Source organism: Klebsiella aerogenes (assembly GCA_029027985.1).
Lineage (GTDB): Bacteria > Pseudomonadota > Gammaproteobacteria > Enterobacterales > Enterobacteriaceae > Klebsiella > Klebsiella aerogenes_A.
In genome coordinates this window covers 842,375-859,897 of record CP119076.1, presented here as the reverse complement: position 1 = coordinate 859,897, position 17,523 = coordinate 842,375, and the positions used below count along the sequence as shown (strand labels likewise).

Genomic DNA, 17,523 nt, shown 5'->3' with positions numbered 1-17,523 from the left:
TGTTTTTTTGATCTCCCGGGCACGGTTATGTGCTGTTTTGGTCTTTGGTACGGAAACATCACAAAGTCTCAAAATCGCTGACGATACAGTACGATACATTGCTGTACCTGGTTGAAGACAGCGAGCTGAGCCGTCGTGTTATTGGTAAATACATCAACGTATATCACTACCCGGATGGCCGTAAAGAGCTACACCTCAATGGCGAGGAACTTCCCTGTTCCGCCTATGGCCGGCTGGCAATGGAAATCGGTATTGCCGACGCGTGGTTATGGTACAACGTACGTGTAGTGCCATTTTTCAGTCAAAAACCTTCTGTCATAAATGCAGCCATTACTTTTCTCCTTAATCAAGGTAGCGAATCGATCATGACGCGAGCACCGAGCTGCTCAAACTGAATACAGGCATCCGTGAGCGAGTTCACAAACATCTTATTGACGGGAAGGTCGGCGCCAAAGACAGAATCAATATCCAGCAATGCACGTACCCGTTCCGGCACCGTTTTAAATTGCTGATGGATCGCCTGATACCGGGCCAGTAGCGGATCAACAACCTCTATTTTGTGTCCCTGCTCGTCAATACCCGCAACGTAGCGCATCCACCCGGCAACCCCCAGTACGAGGTGACGATGCTCGGTGCCCTGTGTTAAATGGAATCGAATGGAATCAAGCAGACGCTGCGGAAGCTTCTGACTGCCGTCCATCGCAATCTGCCAGGTGCGATGCCTGAGCGAAGGATTGCTAAAGCGGGAGACGAGCAGGCTGGCATAGACTGGCAGGTCAGTGTTTCCCGGCATCGTCAGCGTCGGTGCCTGTTCATTTAGCATCAACGCCTGAGCCGCCCGCTGGTATGCCGGGTTAGTCATGGCATCTGCGATAGTCTCGTAACCACCCAGGTAACCAATATATGCCAGGAAAGAGTGGCTACCGTTCAGCATACGCAGCTTCATCATTTCAAACGGTACGACGTCTTCGACAAACTGCACGCCGACTTTATCCCACTCAGGTCGGCCGTTGACGAAGTTATCCTCAATCACCCACTGACGAAAAGGCTCACAGGCAATACCGCAGGGATCGTACACCCCAAGCTGCTCTGCAATCAGTTGCCGAGTTTCTTCTGTCGCCGCCGGTACAATACGGTCAACCATGGTACACGGGAAGGTCACGTTCTGCGCAATCCAGGCTGCCAGTACCGATGATCGCGTTCGAGCCAATCTCATCACCGCCACTCTGGCGACATGGCCATTCTCGCGCAGGTTATCACATGACAGAACAGTAAAGGCTTTCAGCCCTTGCTGGCGACGCATGTCTAGCGCTTCAACAATGTAGCCAATAGCCGTCTTAGGTTGATGTGGATGCGCGATGTCGTGCTGAATCAGCGGATTGTTCAGATCCAGTTCGCCGCTTGCGGCATCCGTGCAGTAACCCTTTTCGGTCACCGTCAGGGAAACAATAGCCGTCTCCGTGCGTGCCATCGCCTTCAGGATACCATCGCACCCATCAAATTCAGGGTGCAACGCCTCTTTCATGGCACCGATGATTTTCAGCTCAGTCGTCTCCGCGCCGCGCTCTGCGACGGAATACAACAGATTTTGCGCATTCAGGTTTTCTATCAGGCGCGCACCATTACCTGACCTCAGGTTAACTTCGCAAATTCCCCAATCGCTGTCGCTGCACTCCAGCAAATGGTGAGTAAATAACGCCTGGTGTGCCCGATGAAACGCCCCGCACCCCAGGTGAACGATACGGGAAACCAGACGAGACCTGTCCCATTGCGGTCGGGCGACGGACACTGGTCCGTTGGCTATATTCTGTTCCATGGAAAACTCCTGTTATGCAACGTCTTCGCCCTCGGTTTCATCTTCTGCTCACTGACTCAAGACGTTCATTGTCATCATGATTATCCCGCCGACACCCACGAACTTACGTAACGAGGAATAGCGATAAACAAATTTCCCGAGAAAATGGCAACCAAAAAGTAGCCCTCCGCTAGCAAGTAGAAAACCTGCGGTAAATATATAGAAAGCATCTCCGGAACTGCCTTCAACGCCGTGGGCCCAGCCATGAACCGTTAATAAGAAGGGGACAAGCCAGATGGTTCGTCCATGTGCTGCACATAAAATGACACCACAGGCAACAAAAACTGAGATATTTATCAACGGTTCCATACCGGTAAAATCGCCGATATAATGACCAACTAACGACCCACTGAACATGGCAAGTAATGCTCCACAGATGAAGCGCCCAGGCTGCCCAATCTTTGCAGAAAGAATACCAACGGACGAGAGCATAAGTAGGTGGTCTATGCCGGTCAATGGATGGAGAAAACCATCATTAAAGGTTAAAACTCCATGTCCTGGATGTGCAAGCGCCGGTGTCGCTATTAAACAAAGCAATAAAATATAATACTTTCTCATATATAATCCAATTTCACCTATAAAGTATGTATTTACGTTTATTAAGAATAATATCCAACTCAAAATCAGCTAAAATTAACCTAACCCTCCATATAACATGGAGGGTTTTCATTTCCGGTAATTAAATCGCTCGGTTTGAATTAGCCAGCATTTGTGCCTTAATGCAAAGCTCAGCAGCTTTAAACGCATGCTCCTGAGTCATTGCATGTTCAGTACGATGGATACAATCCAGAATAAGTTCACCAAAATAAGGGTATCCTACTTTACCTGAAACGGGATAACGGAACTCACCTTCATGGTTCACAAGGTACACAACGTCTTTTTCCCCTTGGGTAATATCAACGTATTTACGAATTTCAATATACCCTTCAGTACCCAGAATAGTTAAGCGCCCATCACCCCAGGAAGATAGCCCATCAGGAGTAAACCAATCGCAGCGGAAGTAACCGGATGCGCCATTGTCACCAACCAGCATCACATCGCCAAAATCTTCAAAATTCGGATACTGAGGATGATTAACATTTTTAGCCTGACTGGCGATAATGCGGGCATCGCTGTTACCGGTATAATATAAAAATTGCTCAATCTGATGACTACCAATATCGCAAAGAATACCGCCGAAATATCGACGCTCATAGAACCATTGAGGACGACTCAGGTGCCCCTCACGATGCGGCCCGGTGCCCAAAGTCTGAATAACGTTACCAATGGCGCCGTCCTGAATGAGCTGGCCCGCAAATACAGCCCCTTCAACATGCAGGCGCTCGCTGTAATACACCGCATATTTTTGACCCGTTTTACGCACCATCTCCCTGGCGTCCTCTAATTGCTCCAGCGTGGTCAACGGTGCTTTATCCGTAAAGTAATCTTTGCCTGCAGACATCACCTTCAGACCCAACGCACAACGCTGGGATGGGATAGCAGCGGCCGCAACCAGTTTCACCTCCGGGTCTGCAAGGATCTGTTCCAGCGAACCGGCAACCTGTGCCTGCGGATAGCGTTCGATAAATTTCTTCACTTTTTCCGCATCAGGATCGTAGACATATTTCAGCGTGGCCCCCGCTTCAGCCAGGCCGTTGCTCATACCATAGATATGGCCATGATCCAGTGCCGCTACGGCAAAAACAAACTCATCCTTCCCCACTACCGCCTGCGCTTTACCAACAGGGGCATAGTTCATTCCATCATTATTTTGCATATTTTATTGACCCCTTTTATTTCCAGGACGCTGCCGTATCCAGTGTCCTGCTTTCCACCGTTTTTTCGATCGAACTGGCAACGCGCTCTTTCAGTAGTTCCAGATATTTCGCTTCATCCAAAGGCAAATCAACCCAACCATCTGTCCATGTTGAAAGATGCATAGCATTTGAAATTGTCAGACCGTTGATACCCTCGATCCCCGGCGCGATAAGGGGCTCACCGCGCAAGATTGCGGCACAAAAATTGGCGGTGATTAAATGGTGATCGCCAGCGCCGTTGACTGTCGGGACGCTGATTTCCCAGCATTCCGGTTCACCAAACCCACCTTGCCAGCGTTGGTTGAATTCCCGCTCGGATTCACGAAGGCGCCAGAAACGCAGTAGCCCGTCCTCAACCACAATTTTTCCCCGATCGCCGACAATTTCCAGCCTGTTAGTCCCCGGGGTTTCTGCAATACTGGTGACAAATACGCCTGTTGCACCATTCGCATATTCAGCGTAAGCCGTCACTTCATCTTCCACTTCAATCTGTCGGTGCTTGCCGAACTGACAGAACGCGCGAACGCGCGTGGGCATGCCAACCAACCATTGCCAGAGGTCGAGCTGATGAGGATCCTGATTCAATAAAACACCGCCGCCTTCGCCCTTCCAGGTAGCACGCCAGCCACCGGAATTGTAATAGCTCTGTGAACGATACCAGTTGGTGATGATCCAGTTTGAACGACGAATTTCACCTAACTCACCGCTGCTGATTAAATCCCTCACTTTCTGATATAACGGGTTGGTACGCTGGTTATACATCAGGCTAAAAACGACATCGCATTCGGCAGCGCAGGCGTTCATTTCTCGGACGCTGGCGGTATAAACCCCCGCGGGTTTTTCGCACAGAGTGTGGATCCCCGCGCGCATGGCCATCATGGAAAGTTGCGGATGGTCGTAATGGGGAGTCGCAACAATAACCGCATCAATCAGCCCACTGTGAACCATCTCTTCTGCGCTGGAAAATAAGGCAACGTCGTCACCAATAACATCACGGATCGCGGTTAATTTTTTCGGTTCTATGTCGCAAACCGCTGTCAGAATGGCATCCTTCACAACTCCCGAAACAAGATAACGAGAGTGTTTCGTTCCGATATTTCCGACACCTATGATACCAATACGTACAGTTTTCATATTTAGCCTTTGCATTATGGAAGAAAGTACGTAAAAAATAAGAAACGCTATCGTTGGTCGCAATTCGGGTTTGTGAGAAATATCGCACATGTGGTAATGATTTATTGTTGGAAGCTAAAAAAGCTTTTAATATCATCAAATTAAATCCTGAGAATTTTTGCAGAAAATATTTGTGATGGAGTTCACGTTATGGTCGCTAAACTGAAAATGCATGATATTGCCAAAAAAACAGGCTATTCCGTAAGCACCGTCTCTCGCGTACTCAGCGGTACCGCTTATGCCAGCGGTAAGGCCCGTGATGCTATTATCAGTTGCGCTCGCGAACTTGGTGTTCTGGATGTCCTGGGCAGCGGGCACCTGTTGATTAAAGGTGTGGTAATTTTTGCGCCCGCCAGAGCATTTACCGCAGCAGGTGATGCTTTTTATCATGAAGTGATTAAAGGTATTTCTGATACCGTAGAACGGCATAATGTTTATCTGAACTATTGTGGGTTAGAGGAAGATCATTCCGATATTAAAGTTTTTCTTGAACGCATAAATAATAAGAATGTTAATGCGGCTATTATTATAGGCGTTGATGACCCTACTGTGCATAAATTAGCGTCCACCGTAAATAAACCTTGTGTGTTAGTTAATTCTCAAGATAAACAAATGTTACTGGATGCCGTTTCCCCCGATCAGCATTCCACAGGTTACAGCGCTCTTCAGCACCTGTTCGAAGAGGGGCACCGGCGAATTCTGACTATTACCAGCATGCGGCGCGAAACTTTTTATAAACGTCTGGCGGGGACCCGTGATGCTTACCGGGCATATCACGTCGATTTTGATTCCGATTATAATCTTCTGATAACTGAGGGGTTAATGGAAAAAGAGGCCGAGCAAGCACTGGAACGTTGGTTAAAAGTCCACCCTCGTGATGTATGGCCGGAAGCCATTTTCTGCCAGGGGAAGAGGATGGTATCCGGCGTCAGGCGGGTTCTGCAGCGCTACGGTTTGCGGGTGCCGGAAGATATTTCATTAATAGCAACGGATTACGCTTTACCGCAAGATTCTCATACGGAGCCACCGGTGACCAGCCTGACTATTCCGTGCCGCGAATTGGGGATAGAGGCCATCCACTTGCTGCAAACCCGCTTCAGCCGTCCCGAAGCGCCGGTTTTCAATTTGATGCTAAAGGGAAAACTAGAAGCCCACGGCACAGTTGCTCGTTCAACGAAAAATACAGCTCGCTCGGTTGTCGCAGATCCGGAAGAATAAGATCGCTCTACCAGAGCATCACTTAGCTATAACGGCGGATCTTTTGCGAGATCTTAATTGCCGCACACGCCGCGCCGTAACCATTGTCAATATTCATCGTCATCACTCCCCCACTGCAGCTGGCCAGACAGGAAGCCAGTGCAGTATGTCCTCCTGCGGCAACGCCATAGCCTACGGAGGTCGGAACAGCAATAATTGGTGAGGTAATAAACCCTGCTAACACTGTCGGTAACGCGGCCTCCATTCCAGCTACCGCAATCACCACGTCATATTCTTCGAGCTGGTCGACTATCTGCAATAGCCTCCACATTGCAGCTACCCCGACATCCTGAAACATATCGCAGGCAATGCCGTGATAGTTAAGTGTGGTTTGTATCTCATAACAGGTGGAAGCATCGGAAGAACCGCCGGAGACAATCGCTACCCGGGCCGGTTCCTGCTCAGGATAAATGGCCCCCAGAATGGCACACCGTGCTTGCGAAAAATGGGTTATCTTCTTTTGCAAATCATCATCAAGTGCGGCTATTTTATGATCGTCGATTCTTGTAAGTAGCAGACGATGACCACGCTGTAGAGATTGGGAGAGAATTCCGGCGATCTGCTCCACCGTTTTCGATTCGCAGAACACGGCCTCTTCAATACCGCAGCGGGCGCGTCTGTCATAGTCCATAATAATGGTTGATTTTATCATCACATCGTTTCCTGCTTTTCGCCCACAAAAGCGCTACCTTGCGCATATGCTGTGACATTTAATGGCATTGTGGAAAATTCAGCGGGCAACTGTTGCTGCACCGCCAGCAACAAGTCATGACGCGTTTGCTCTCCCATGCTGTGGTAAAACTCCGGGGCTAACTGGATTTCCAACGCCATTTTTTTGATGCGAAAACGTACGATATCGACATTCAGATACGCTTTCACCATCGATTCAACTCTATCAACCAATTGCAGCCCAGAAGTGTTAATCGCTATCCCCGTCTCAATCCGGCTGGCCAGGCAGGGTGAAGCAGGAAGCTCCTTTAAATCGTCCAGCTGCAAATAAGCGGCAATCCGACGAATCGCGGCTTTATCGATACCTAAATCGGTATAAGGCTGCTGCACATTATTTTGCCGCGCAGCGATCAAGCCAGGACGATAATCGCTTAAATCATCCACATTCGTTCCGGTAACAATATCGCCTCTTCTGATATGGGCGAGCCGAGTAAACAGATTACTTTTACAATAATAACAACGGTTGAGCGGATTTTTTAAATATCTGGCATCATGCATTTCACCACTATCAACAGTATTATAATTCCAGTTATACTTTTCCGCGTATAAGCGAACGCGCCTGGCATCTGCATCCGGTACCGCGGAAGAGGCGGAGTGAATAATAAAAGCCTCTGCGCCAATAACATAGCTGGCAATATAGGCCAGCAGCATGCTATCAATTCCGCCACTGGTTGCAATTGTGCATGGAGAATGCTGACGAAACCAGTTTTCTAATTGTTTTATACTCTGGGTAACGTGGGTGATATTCATATTTTCCTCTGTAACTATTTGTCTTTTATCGCCGATTGTTCAATACGAAACTTCATTTCTACGAGTTGTTGATAATTGCCGCTCAGAGTTCCTAGCGCATCAGCTTCCAGTTTGGCGCTTATGCCATCGGGACGGAAAGCAACCTTGACCGGCCAGCTTTCTTGCTGATAGGTAATATCAAACTGTTCACGTAAAAGTTTATTACGCCCGGCCTGCCAGTGACGTATGCCCAGCGTCGATGTTTGCCGGAATACAGCTTGAGAAATATCCTCAAGCGAGCCAGGCTGACACAACAGCTCAGTTCTGATCATAACTCGCCCTTTTTTACCGCTCACCGCCTGGCTTGTGAGATCAATAACCCCACTTCTTTCACGCAGCCTTTGCTGGGCAAGGGCCAGCATTTCAGGCGACATATCGTCAATATCAAACTGCACAACCTCGACAATATCAGAGCTTGCGCGAGTGCTTACCGGTGGCGCAAAGAGGCAGACACGGAGAATATTTGGCGTACGGGCGAAATGGTAAGTACCACAGCCATACCCATCCGCAATCAGCGTTCCATGAGGGCCGGGCTGTTGCCATTGCGCCAGCCAAGCAAGAATGGCGGCACCGGTAGGCGTAATACGCTCTCCTGTTTCTGAGTCCTGTCGCCATGTGAAGTTTCTCAATATTTTTACTGTCGCAGGTGCGGGTACAGGCAATACACCATGCGCACATTTTATCTGCCCACTTCCCCAGGGTAATGACGAAAATGACCAGCTGCGCGCCGGGCAACGTAATGTCAGAAACGCGGCACTCACCATGTCGACCAACGCATCATCAGAACCGACTTCATGCAAGTGAACGTTCTGTACATCAATACCGTGTACATCCGATTCAGCAATAACCAGTGTCCTATAGAGATTCAATACCGCATCCCGGATCTCACCGTCGGCAATACGTAAAATCTTCGCTTCGATGGTCGGCCAACTGTGGTGCAGATGATGGCTCTGCTGCTGAAATAACGGTGTTCCCTCTGGCATCGCTAGCGGTGTAAAAACGATATGATTTTTATCATCGAATACCGCATTGTCTTTTAAAACCAGAAAACGCTTGCCTGATATTTCTTTCTGTTTAGCCGAAACACAAGATATTCTATAATGTGTTAAAAATGGTAATCCGTGAATAAAATCGGTTAATGGCTCCAGTAGCTCAGGAAAGGCATCAAGCAATGCCGCACAAAATATATCACCGGATATTCCGCCGACTACATCCAGATGCACGTGCATGTTCATATCCTCATTATTCAATATCTGGACAGTTGGCAGGTAACGTTTTAATTAAACGGGCGATATTTTCAGTCGTTAACGTCACGCTCTGCGGTCCGTCACGCAACGCTGCCTCCAGGCTACAGACCTGGCGTAATACGCCAAAAATTGCGGTAAAATTCTCGTCATATAAACTGCTAATATCATCACCAACCATGCCGGCAAGAGCGATTACCGGCGTCTTTGGCGATACATTTTTTACCGCCTGTGCCACACCGTAAGGGGTTTTACCGAATTTGGTTTGAAAATCAATGCCCCCTTCACCTGTAAATACATAATCCGCATCAACTATTTTCTCTTTTAATTTTGTATAATCGATGACGATATCTACGCCTTTATGCAACGTAGCGCCGGTAAAAGCGATCAGCCCGCCGCCTAACCCGCCTGCCGCACCGGCACCAGGGATAGGTTCAATATCAACGCCCAGTGTTTCACGTATTTTTTGCGCATAGTGCTGGAGATTTTTATCCAGTATGGCGACCATCTCCTGTGTAGCCCCCTTCTGTGGCCCAAATACCGCAGAAGCACCATATTGGCCGGTTAAAGGATTGGTCACATCACAGGCGACCACAAACTCCGCCCCGGCGATACGTGGATCGATCCCTGCCATATCAATAGTCGCAATGTGATCGAGATAGCCACCGCCTTCTGCAACGATACCGCCTTCTTTATCGTAGAATTTGACACCTAAAGCCGCCGCCATTCCCTTGCCGCCATCGTTTGTGGCGCTTCCGCCAATGCCGAGGATAATTTTTCTTACCCCCATATCGAGCGCTTTCGCAATCAACTCGCCAGTTCCATAGGTAGTTGTCAGCAGTGGGTTTCGATTTTGCGGCGTGGTATAACCAATGCCGCTGGCGGAGGCCATTTCAATAACAGCGGTTTCGCCATCACCCAGAATACCGAAGCTGGCGTTGACCCGGTTGCCGAGCGGCCCAGTCACCGTTTCACAAACTATTTCACCACCAGTCGCATCGACTAACGATTGAACGGTTCCTTCGCCACCATCTGCAACAGGAATTTTAACTATTTGCGCATCAGCAAATACCGCTCTTAACCCTTTTTCCATACAATTCGCTACTTCCATAGCGGTCATACTTTCTTTGAAAGAATCCGGAGCCAGAACAAATTTCATAGAATAACTTTCGACCTCAATAGGTTTTCAGGGATAATAGTAATAAGCCAGACATTATGGCTTTTATTCTACAATTACGGATACGCCATCGGGAATAATCGCGATCATGGCATCACTGCCTTTTATTTCCAACGCTTTATCAATAGCATCTTGCAGATCACGACAATGATCCATTTTCATCTCTCTAACGATTTTCGGATCTATTAATTGAGAAACTAAAATAACGTGATAGTGCGACATCACACGAGCCAGAATTTGAGATTGCCACTGATCTGGTGCCGTTTTATCTGATGGGGTATTTAGTGCCTGTGTAATAATATCTTCAACATGCTCCGCCTGACGGAAGGTTTCATAAAATCCGGTGCCCCCATGTCCGTCACGTGCTCCCGCCACCATAATGATGACACCTCCCTTTTTGGTCGTAGCTTCTGCCGCCGTCATCCCCTTAACCGCCTGGTAAATATTTTGATCTAACGGATAGCCACCATTACAGGTAATGGTTATATCACTCTCTTTTTTCGCTGCACTCATCACCTTTCTGACAAAATGACACCCATCTTCATGCGCCAATACTGCATCACCGGCAAAGCAATTAATGATACGTTTATTATGGTCAAGAACCACATTAACAATAAATTGCAGGTTAGCTAGCTCAGCGGCATATACCATATCCTGATGAATCGGGTTCTGTGTCAGATTACCGGTTCGTGCTTTTAACGAATTAATAAATTGTCCATTATGATTGCCAACTACAGATGTATATCCAGCAACACCAGGGAAAACGGCTTTACGCCCTCCGGAAAATCCGGCAAAAAAATGTGGCTCAATAAAACCTTCAGCAATAAGTAAATCACACTCCACGGCAAGCTTATTAATGATGCAATCTGCGCCGGAAGGTAATTTACCGATGTTAACTAATGCAGTATCATCTTTTGAATCATGTACGATGATAGTTTCATTATCAAAGATATCTTGCCCATACTTGTCGAGCAGTTCCTCATTGGTCGAAGCTCGATGCGTTCCCGTGGCGATAAGAATCGTAATCTTCGCATCATGATTAACACTACGAATACGTTGTAAAATTATCGGCATAATAATTTTAGAGGGCACTGGCCGGGTATGGTCGGAACTAATAATAACTATATTCTGCTTATCCTTTGCCAGTTCAGTAAGTGGTGGGGAATACAATGGCATATCAAGAGAATCAGCAACAACATCATATTCAGAACGTTGATATAATGCATCAAGAAAATCGTCATTATCAATTTCAACAGTTCCCAGAAAGTTCTTTTCTGGAATATTTGCAGAAAGGAATCCGCTATCATGCTTTAACTTTACTGTAGCCATCGCCTGGTAATCCCCTGAGACAAAGGACAATATCCTGAGCCTGTCTTAATTTAAATGCAGAGTGAAAGTAATAAACTCAATTGGTTAGAGAACTGTTTGGATCGAGATTTTTACCTAACGGAATTTCATTCACCTCTTGAAAATTATCTACCGACGCTGATTTCTCATAAAAATGCGGGGCCAGAGAAACCAATCCACCGGTGCGATAAAAAGCATCTTCTGAGTTAATAGGTAATTGAACGATAGTGCCGGTAATTGCCGATTTATACATCGCGGTAATCAGCTCGAGTGAACGCTTCCCCTCTTCGCCATCAATTAACGGCGATTGCTTTGTTTCAATTGCCGTCAGAACATCATCGATCTGCCCAGCATGCAGGGTCCAGGCTAATTTTTCGGTTGAGTTAAACAAGGTATGCAGTTTGTCTTCAAGTTGCACATCATTTTGTTGCTGCGGAAAGCCATTATCTGCCGCAATGCTGGCATGAACATCCCACGGAGCAGAGATACGGGCTTTATCACCCTGTATGATAATTTTCTGATCTTCACCATGATGCACAACGGAAGCTGTAAGTTGTGTTAACGCCCCATTTGGATATTTTAAAATCGCCGCGTTGAGATCTTCAACTTCCGCATTGTCGTGCGCCACGTTACTCATCATCGCGACCACTTCACTCGGGGAACCTAACAACCACTGAATCGCATCAATATGATGGACGGCATGGTTTAACGTACAACCCCCTCCTTCTTTTTCCCAGGTACCACGCCACCACAAATCATAGTAGGAGTGCCCACGCCACCAGAAGGAATCAACCTGAGCATGACAGACCTTACCGATCAATTCGGAATCGACCGCTTTTTTCAAACGCCAGAATGCATCGGTAAAACGATTTTGCGCAATAATGGATAGGATTTTGCCACTGCGTTTTTGTGCCGCAATCATAGCATCACATTCTTCCAGAGAGGCGGCCATTGGTTTTTCACATAAGACATGCAAGCCGTTATCAAGTGCATCAATCGTGATTTCGGCATGGACATAAGGCGGTGTACAGACATCGACGACATCAATATCGCTGCTGTCTGCCAGCATCTCTTTATGGCTTTTATATACACGGGCATCAGTGAGTCCGTAGCGTTCTTTCTTCTCTTGTGCTTTTTCAGGAAAGATATCGACTAGCGCCACAATTTTGCAGCGTTCGTTAAACCCTGACAGGGCTTTAATATGTCGATGAGAAATATTCCCGGTACCTACAATAGCGACATTAATCATATGAATTCCACTCATAGCTAATACCTCAGAATAGTATCTGAAGCATCCGTTTATTGATATTAATCAGACATAACCATTGGACAATTTACGCTTAACTTCTTCATTATTTCCCCAAACATCCAGATAGCTATAACCTGTCAAATCCTTGATAACACCCTGTGCTTCTTCAGGGCAATCTTCAATACGACCACCCAGTTTCAAACGCGCCACCTCTTTGAGCAGGATGCCATGAGTTTCACGGGTTAACTTGAATTTGAAGGTGGCAAGGAAACTCAGCAACAACAGGCCGCCGGAACCAATAACCATCAGTAAAGTAATCGCATGTAACGCAAGTTCGGGCTGAACGGCTGTACCCTTAGTAAAGCCACTTTTTTCAAGGATGAGACCAACAGCCATGACCGCGACAGCAATCGTACTCTTTCTAATCAGAACCATCGCACCAGCAAATGCGCCTTCACGACGACGTTGAGTCACAATTTCATCAATATCTGGAATAAAGGCATAAGTGTTCCATGGAATATAGTTCAGGCCTGCCCAACCAATACCTAGCAGGACAAATCCAGCAGAGATAAACAACGTTGAGAGATGTAAATCAAACAGGTAGTTAAAGCCCAGCAATGATAAGGTGAACATGATGCAGATATAAGAGATACGTAACCCATTCGCCTGGGTGACATTCAATTTATCCAGCACAAACATAAAGATCAGTGTGGATGGTACAGCGACCGCTGTGGTAATAGTCAAGTAACCAGAAGCGGCAGAAGCATCCTGCATTAAGGCATACACCACAAAGTAGACAAACACCGATCTAAAGATGTCCATTGCAGTAAATGAGCAAATATAGATGAAGATATGCAAACGGAATGCACGCACATAGAAGGTTGAAATCTGTTCTTTAACCATATGATACAAATGGCTAAACAGCGACATTTCTGGACCAACATTGTGCTTTGCGAAATCCGGGTCGGTATCCTGTGTTTCCCAGGTGGTCAGGTAAGAGGTCAAAACGGCAACCAGGAAGATGACAGAGAAAAGAATACCAGTGTAGGTATAAGTCAGCGCAGAGTCTTTGCCAAAGAAATAGATCATCACGCCCGGTAAAGAGGCGGATAGTACGTTACCCACTTTGGAAAAAGACAGACGAACAGCCTGCATACGAAGACGTTCGCTAAAACGGTTAGTCATTTCAGCCGCCAGGGTTTCCCATGGCACCATCACCATCGCGGACAGCAGTTCAATACTTAAATAGGTACCTAAATAGTACCAATAGTTCATATCCTGCACCCAAACCAGGGAATACAGCAGCATCAGTGGAGCACCAATTAACAGGAAGAAACGACGGCGACCAAAGTGTTTACCTAAACGGGTACTACCAAATTTATCAGTAATATATCCCATGATCGGGCTGGCCAGTGCATCGGCAAAACGGGCAATAAGAAATATTGACCCAGCTTCAACAACGGAAAGATTACAGAAGGTGGTATAAAAATAAAGTAACCAGGTAGCAATAAATGCAAAAGCGCCGCCACCAAATAAATCAGTCACGCCATATCCTATGGCGGTGCCATAGCCTACTCTTCGTTCTGTAGGTTTCATAACGACTTTCTCCGAGATTAAAAAAATGGTCATGTACCCGGGCCAGACTATTCAACAAATCCAGTCCAACTTTGTTCTTAAATTCACATCGCTGGTAATGTTATCCAATCATTTTTTTCAGCGGATAAATAAGCACTCTCAACAATATTTAAGGAGTGATAAGCATCCTGAATAGAAATTAAAATTCCATGTTCATTATTCCTTACATAATCGTAAAAATTTTGAATCGCTTTATGATGACTTTTCCCCCAGTAAGCTTTCCCCCCATTACTGGATTGAAAGTCATCACTTATTTTTCTACTTTTACCATCAATGGTAATAACAAGATCATTATCATTAATAGTTGCCAACCCCTTATCGCCATGAACCTCTAAAAATACAGTTGCATTGCGCGTATAGCCATTACTACCATAAAATAAACCCTGTGCCCCATTTTTCATGTTTAAAGCAATCATGGCACTATCTTCAGTATCAATAACTGAAGATAAAAAAGCAGTGTCTATTTTACTTTTCACTTTTTCAACACCGCCACCAATCAACTGCATCAAGTCCAGGGTATGTATTGCCTGGTTAATTAACAGCCCACCACCTTCTGTTTTTTTGTTCCCACGCCAGCCACTTTGAGTATAATACTGAGGATCCCTCTGCCACGTTAAAAAAGCACGTAATCCTTTAATTTCACCTAACTCTCCGTTGTGAACACTCTCCAGCAGAGCCTGGGATGTTTTATTAAATCGGTTCTGGTAGCATACACCTACCGTTTTACTTGTTTGTTTTTGTACCACCGTGATTTCAGAAACTTCTTCGCGATTAAGTGCAACAGGCTTTTCGCAAAATACACTTTTCCCTGCCTGTAATGCAGAAATAATCATCTCTTTATGTTGATAGTGTGGGGTACAAATATGAATGATATCTATCCCATCATTTCCCAGCATCTCTTGATAATCTGGATAAAATTTGCAGCCATAATGCTCAGCATCATTCTTTCCTTTTATTACATCCACATCTGCAATAGCGATTAACCTCACATCTGCGATACTTTTTATTGCTTCAATGTGTTGTATAGAAACTGCCCCACAACCAATGATTGCCACACCTAATTGATTCATACCCCCTCCATACAACCCTTATTCCCATTATTACAATCGCATCACTGAGGTATCTTTGAACCAGTTATTTACAAAGCAAAAATTAACGTAAGATTAAAAAACACCACATCTAAGTCAGCTAAGAATATAAAAACACATCCTTAAGATATGACAATTCATGCATATGAAAATTTTCTCAGAGATGATGTATGGACCTGCCACAGAAATAGAATATGTATATTTTTCAAATGATTATTTGTGAAATTTATTGCAGGAATTTAATGTGATATTTCTCACAATTCCATGTTTAAGGATAAAAACAGTGATCTATAACAAATTTTCATTCACTCCTTCAAGAAGTATGCAGGTACAATTATACCCCCATCCATACCCCCACATTAAGCTTGACCCTGAGGGAGTACAATTGAGTCAATAGACGACTAGAATGCTATAACCGCTGATTTATCAAGGGAAAATTGAGTTTGGTAGACTTCAGGAGACTTGAGTTTGGAGCGGGCGAAGGGAATCGAACCCTCGTATAGAGCTTGGGAAGCTCTCGTTCTACCATTGAACTACGCCCGCAAAGAGGTGCGAAAAGCATTATAGACCTTACGCACCCTGTGGCAAGCCCGGATTGGACTAACTGCCGATAAAATAACCGGTTAGCACTTAGGCTTACTGCCCTGCGGCGGCAGATAACGCAGCGGGTCAATGGCCGTGGCCCGGTAGCGAATCTGGAAGTGCAAGCGCACGGAATCAGCATCAGAACTGCCCATCGTGGCGATCTGCTGGCCAATCTTCACACTCTGACCGTTGTTGACCATCATCTTATCGTTATGCGCATAAGCGGTGATATAATCCTCATTATGCTTAATCATAATCAGGTTGCCGTATCCGCGTAACTGGTTGCCGACATAGACCACCTTCCCGGCGCCAGCCGCATAAACGGGCTGCCCGCGGGCGCCGGCAATATCAATACCTTTATTCCCGCCATCGCGAGTAGAGTATGGCAGCACAACTTTACCGCTGGCCGGCCAGCGCCAACAGCGCTGTCCTACCGGTGGCCAGGACGACTGCGGCACCGCTGATGATGGCGTCACGGCCGCAGTTCGGCTACTGGACGATTTTTTGCCCGCGGTACTCGACTTCGTGCCGCCGTTAAGTTTTAGCTTCTGCCCGACTTCGATAGTATACGGCGGAGAGATGCCATTCAGACGCGCCAGATCGCGTACGCTGGTGCCGGTGCTGCGGGAAATCGCATACAGCGTATCGCCGCGCTTCACGGTATAGGTGGAACCAGAATCCGATGTACTGGAACAGCCGGCTAATACCAGACTACCAAGCAACATCATCGCGATATAAAAGCGTGTTTTCATCAGGCGTCCTGCACTCAACGGTTTCTCATCTCGTCATAATGGGCGAATATCATACCAGCCCGAGGAACAATCCCCAATGTTATACGCTTATTCTGCAAGCGGCCCTGCCCTCAACAAGCTATTGGTGATACTACAATTTACAGCATCAACGCGCGCCAACATGCCGCCAGGGCTTGTTTTGGTAATGCCTTTCTTCCTGTTATGGGCTACCCTAGTGGCCTGAGTACATGACCCGGCGGGTTTGTGCCGGGTTATTTATTTATTTCAGGAGTTGTCATGGCCGGGGAACATGTCATTTTGCTGGATGAGCAAGATAAGCCCACAGGTATGCTGGAGAAGTATGCCGCCCACACACTCGATACCCCTTTACATCTCGCGTTTTCCTGCTGGCTATTCAATCAGCAAGGTCAATTTCTGGTCACGCGCCGGTCGCTTGGCAAAAAAGCCTGGCCCGGGGTATGGACCAACTCGGTCTGCGGGCACCCTCAGCAGGGGGAAACCTTCGAGCAGGCCGTAGCTCGCCGCTGTCGTTTCGAGCTGGGCGTCGAGATTGCCGATATCACGCCAATCCACCCGGCTTTCCGCTACCGGGCGGTCGCGCCTAATGGCATCGTCGAAAACGAAGTTTGCCCGGTGTATGCCGCTCGCGTAGCCAGTCAATTACAGCCTAACGATGACGAAGTGATGGATTATCACTGGGTTGATTTGCCAGCGATGCTGAGCGCGCTGGCTGCTACGCCATGGGCCTTTAGCCCGTGGATGGTGATGGAAGCGGAAGATAGCGATGCACGCCAGGCGCTGATAGAATTTGTTGAGCATCACTGCGCATAATCGCGATCGACGAACA

Annotated in this window: 15 protein-coding genes, 1 tRNA gene and 1 pseudogene; 3 read left to right on the top strand and 14 right to left on the bottom strand. The window is 46.8% G+C overall.

Translation table 11 applies throughout. From position 1 onward, the window contains the following. Positions 1 to 47: 47 nt before the first annotated feature. Positions 48 to 239, top strand: a pseudogene (locus PYR66_04175) (ISNCY family transposase). A gap of 107 nt (positions 240 to 346) precedes the next feature. On the opposite strand, the gene PYR66_04170 reads toward PYR66_04175, so the two are convergent. The 4 genes from PYR66_04170 to PYR66_04155 all read right to left on the bottom strand — a co-directional run bounded on the left by PYR66_04170 (position 347) and on the right by PYR66_04155 (position 4,785). Next, on the bottom strand, positions 347 to 1,816 hold the full coding sequence (locus PYR66_04170) for a fructuronate reductase (protein WEF28939.1): 1,470 nt from the start codon (positions 1,814 to 1,816) through the stop codon (positions 347 to 349). Between the two features lie 48 nt (positions 1,817 to 1,864). Beyond that, positions 1,865 to 2,413: a HupE/UreJ family protein gene (locus PYR66_04165; protein WEF28938.1), complete on the bottom strand. Its 549-nt coding sequence runs from the start codon at positions 2,411 to 2,413 to the stop codon at positions 1,865 to 1,867. A gap of 121 nt (positions 2,414 to 2,534) precedes the next feature. Next, positions 2,535 to 3,611 (bottom strand): Gfo/Idh/MocA family oxidoreductase, encoded by a 1,077-nt coding sequence (locus tag PYR66_04160; GenBank protein WEF28937.1) that lies wholly within the window; start codon positions 3,609 to 3,611, stop codon positions 2,535 to 2,537. Positions 3,612 to 3,627: 16 nt separating this feature from the next. Next, entirely contained in the window at positions 3,628 to 4,785 is a 1,158-nt protein-coding gene (locus PYR66_04155) for a Gfo/Idh/MocA family oxidoreductase (protein ID WEF28936.1), read from the bottom strand. Between the two features lie 189 nt (positions 4,786 to 4,974). On the opposite strand from PYR66_04155, the gene PYR66_04150 reads away from it, so the two are divergent. After that, complete coding sequence (locus tag PYR66_04150; protein ID WEF28935.1) at positions 4,975 to 6,042, top strand: LacI family DNA-binding transcriptional regulator; 1,068 nt, start codon at positions 4,975 to 4,977, stop codon at positions 6,040 to 6,042. 22 nt (positions 6,043 to 6,064) lie between these two features. Here the strand turns inward: PYR66_04150 and larB are convergent, their stop codons facing one another. From larB to actS, 10 genes are all read right to left on the bottom strand, one after another. Continuing rightward, positions 6,065 to 6,733 carry a nickel pincer cofactor biosynthesis protein LarB gene (gene larB / locus PYR66_04145; GenBank protein WEF28934.1) on the bottom strand — a complete coding sequence of 223 codons (669 nt, stop codon included), beginning with the start codon at positions 6,731 to 6,733 and terminating at the stop codon, positions 6,065 to 6,067. Further along, complete coding sequence (locus tag PYR66_04140; protein ID WEF28933.1) at positions 6,733 to 7,560, bottom strand: hypothetical protein; 828 nt, start codon at positions 7,558 to 7,560, stop codon at positions 6,733 to 6,735. Before PYR66_04140 ends, larB begins: the two co-directional genes overlap by 1 nt. Positions 7,561 to 7,574: 14 nt before the next feature. After that, the gene (locus tag PYR66_04135) at positions 7,575 to 8,828 is read right to left on the bottom strand and encodes a LarC family nickel insertion protein (protein ID WEF28932.1); all 1,254 of its coding nucleotides are present in this window, start codon (positions 8,826 to 8,828) and stop codon (positions 7,575 to 7,577) included. Between the two features lie 13 nt (positions 8,829 to 8,841). After that, a complete protein-coding gene (locus tag PYR66_04130; GenBank protein WEF28931.1) occupies positions 8,842 to 10,002 on the bottom strand; it encodes a glycerate kinase in 1,161 nt (386 codons plus the stop codon). 63 nt (positions 10,003 to 10,065) lie between these two features. Next, positions 10,066 to 11,349, bottom strand: coding sequence for a nickel-dependent lactate racemase (larA, locus tag PYR66_04125; GenBank protein ID WEF28930.1), 1,284 nt, complete (start codon positions 11,347 to 11,349; stop codon positions 10,066 to 10,068). Positions 11,350 to 11,425: 76 nt separating this feature from the next. Beyond that, positions 11,426 to 12,616, bottom strand: a complete 1,191-nt coding sequence (locus PYR66_04120) for a Gfo/Idh/MocA family oxidoreductase (GenBank protein ID WEF30350.1) — start codon at positions 12,614 to 12,616, stop codon at positions 11,426 to 11,428. Between the two features lie 63 nt (positions 12,617 to 12,679). Further along, a complete protein-coding gene (locus PYR66_04115; GenBank protein ID WEF28929.1) occupies positions 12,680 to 14,212 on the bottom strand; it encodes an MFS transporter in 1,533 nt (510 codons plus the stop codon). Between the two features lie 83 nt (positions 14,213 to 14,295). Next, positions 14,296 to 15,321: a Gfo/Idh/MocA family oxidoreductase gene (locus PYR66_04110; GenBank protein ID WEF28928.1), complete on the bottom strand. Its 1,026-nt coding sequence runs from the start codon at positions 15,319 to 15,321 to the stop codon at positions 14,296 to 14,298. 487 nt (positions 15,322 to 15,808) lie between these two features. Further along, positions 15,809 to 15,882 (bottom strand) — tRNA-Gly (locus tag PYR66_04105). 80 nt (positions 15,883 to 15,962) lie between these two features. Next, complete coding sequence (actS, locus tag PYR66_04100) at positions 15,963 to 16,676, bottom strand: amidase activator ActS (protein ID WEF28927.1); 714 nt, start codon at positions 16,674 to 16,676, stop codon at positions 15,963 to 15,965. 276 nt (positions 16,677 to 16,952) lie between these two features. Between actS and idi the strand changes: the two genes are divergently transcribed. After that, positions 16,953 to 17,507: an isopentenyl-diphosphate Delta-isomerase gene (idi, locus tag PYR66_04095; protein ID WEF28926.1), complete on the top strand. Its 555-nt coding sequence runs from the start codon at positions 16,953 to 16,955 to the stop codon at positions 17,505 to 17,507. Positions 17,508 to 17,523 lie beyond the last annotated feature (16 nt).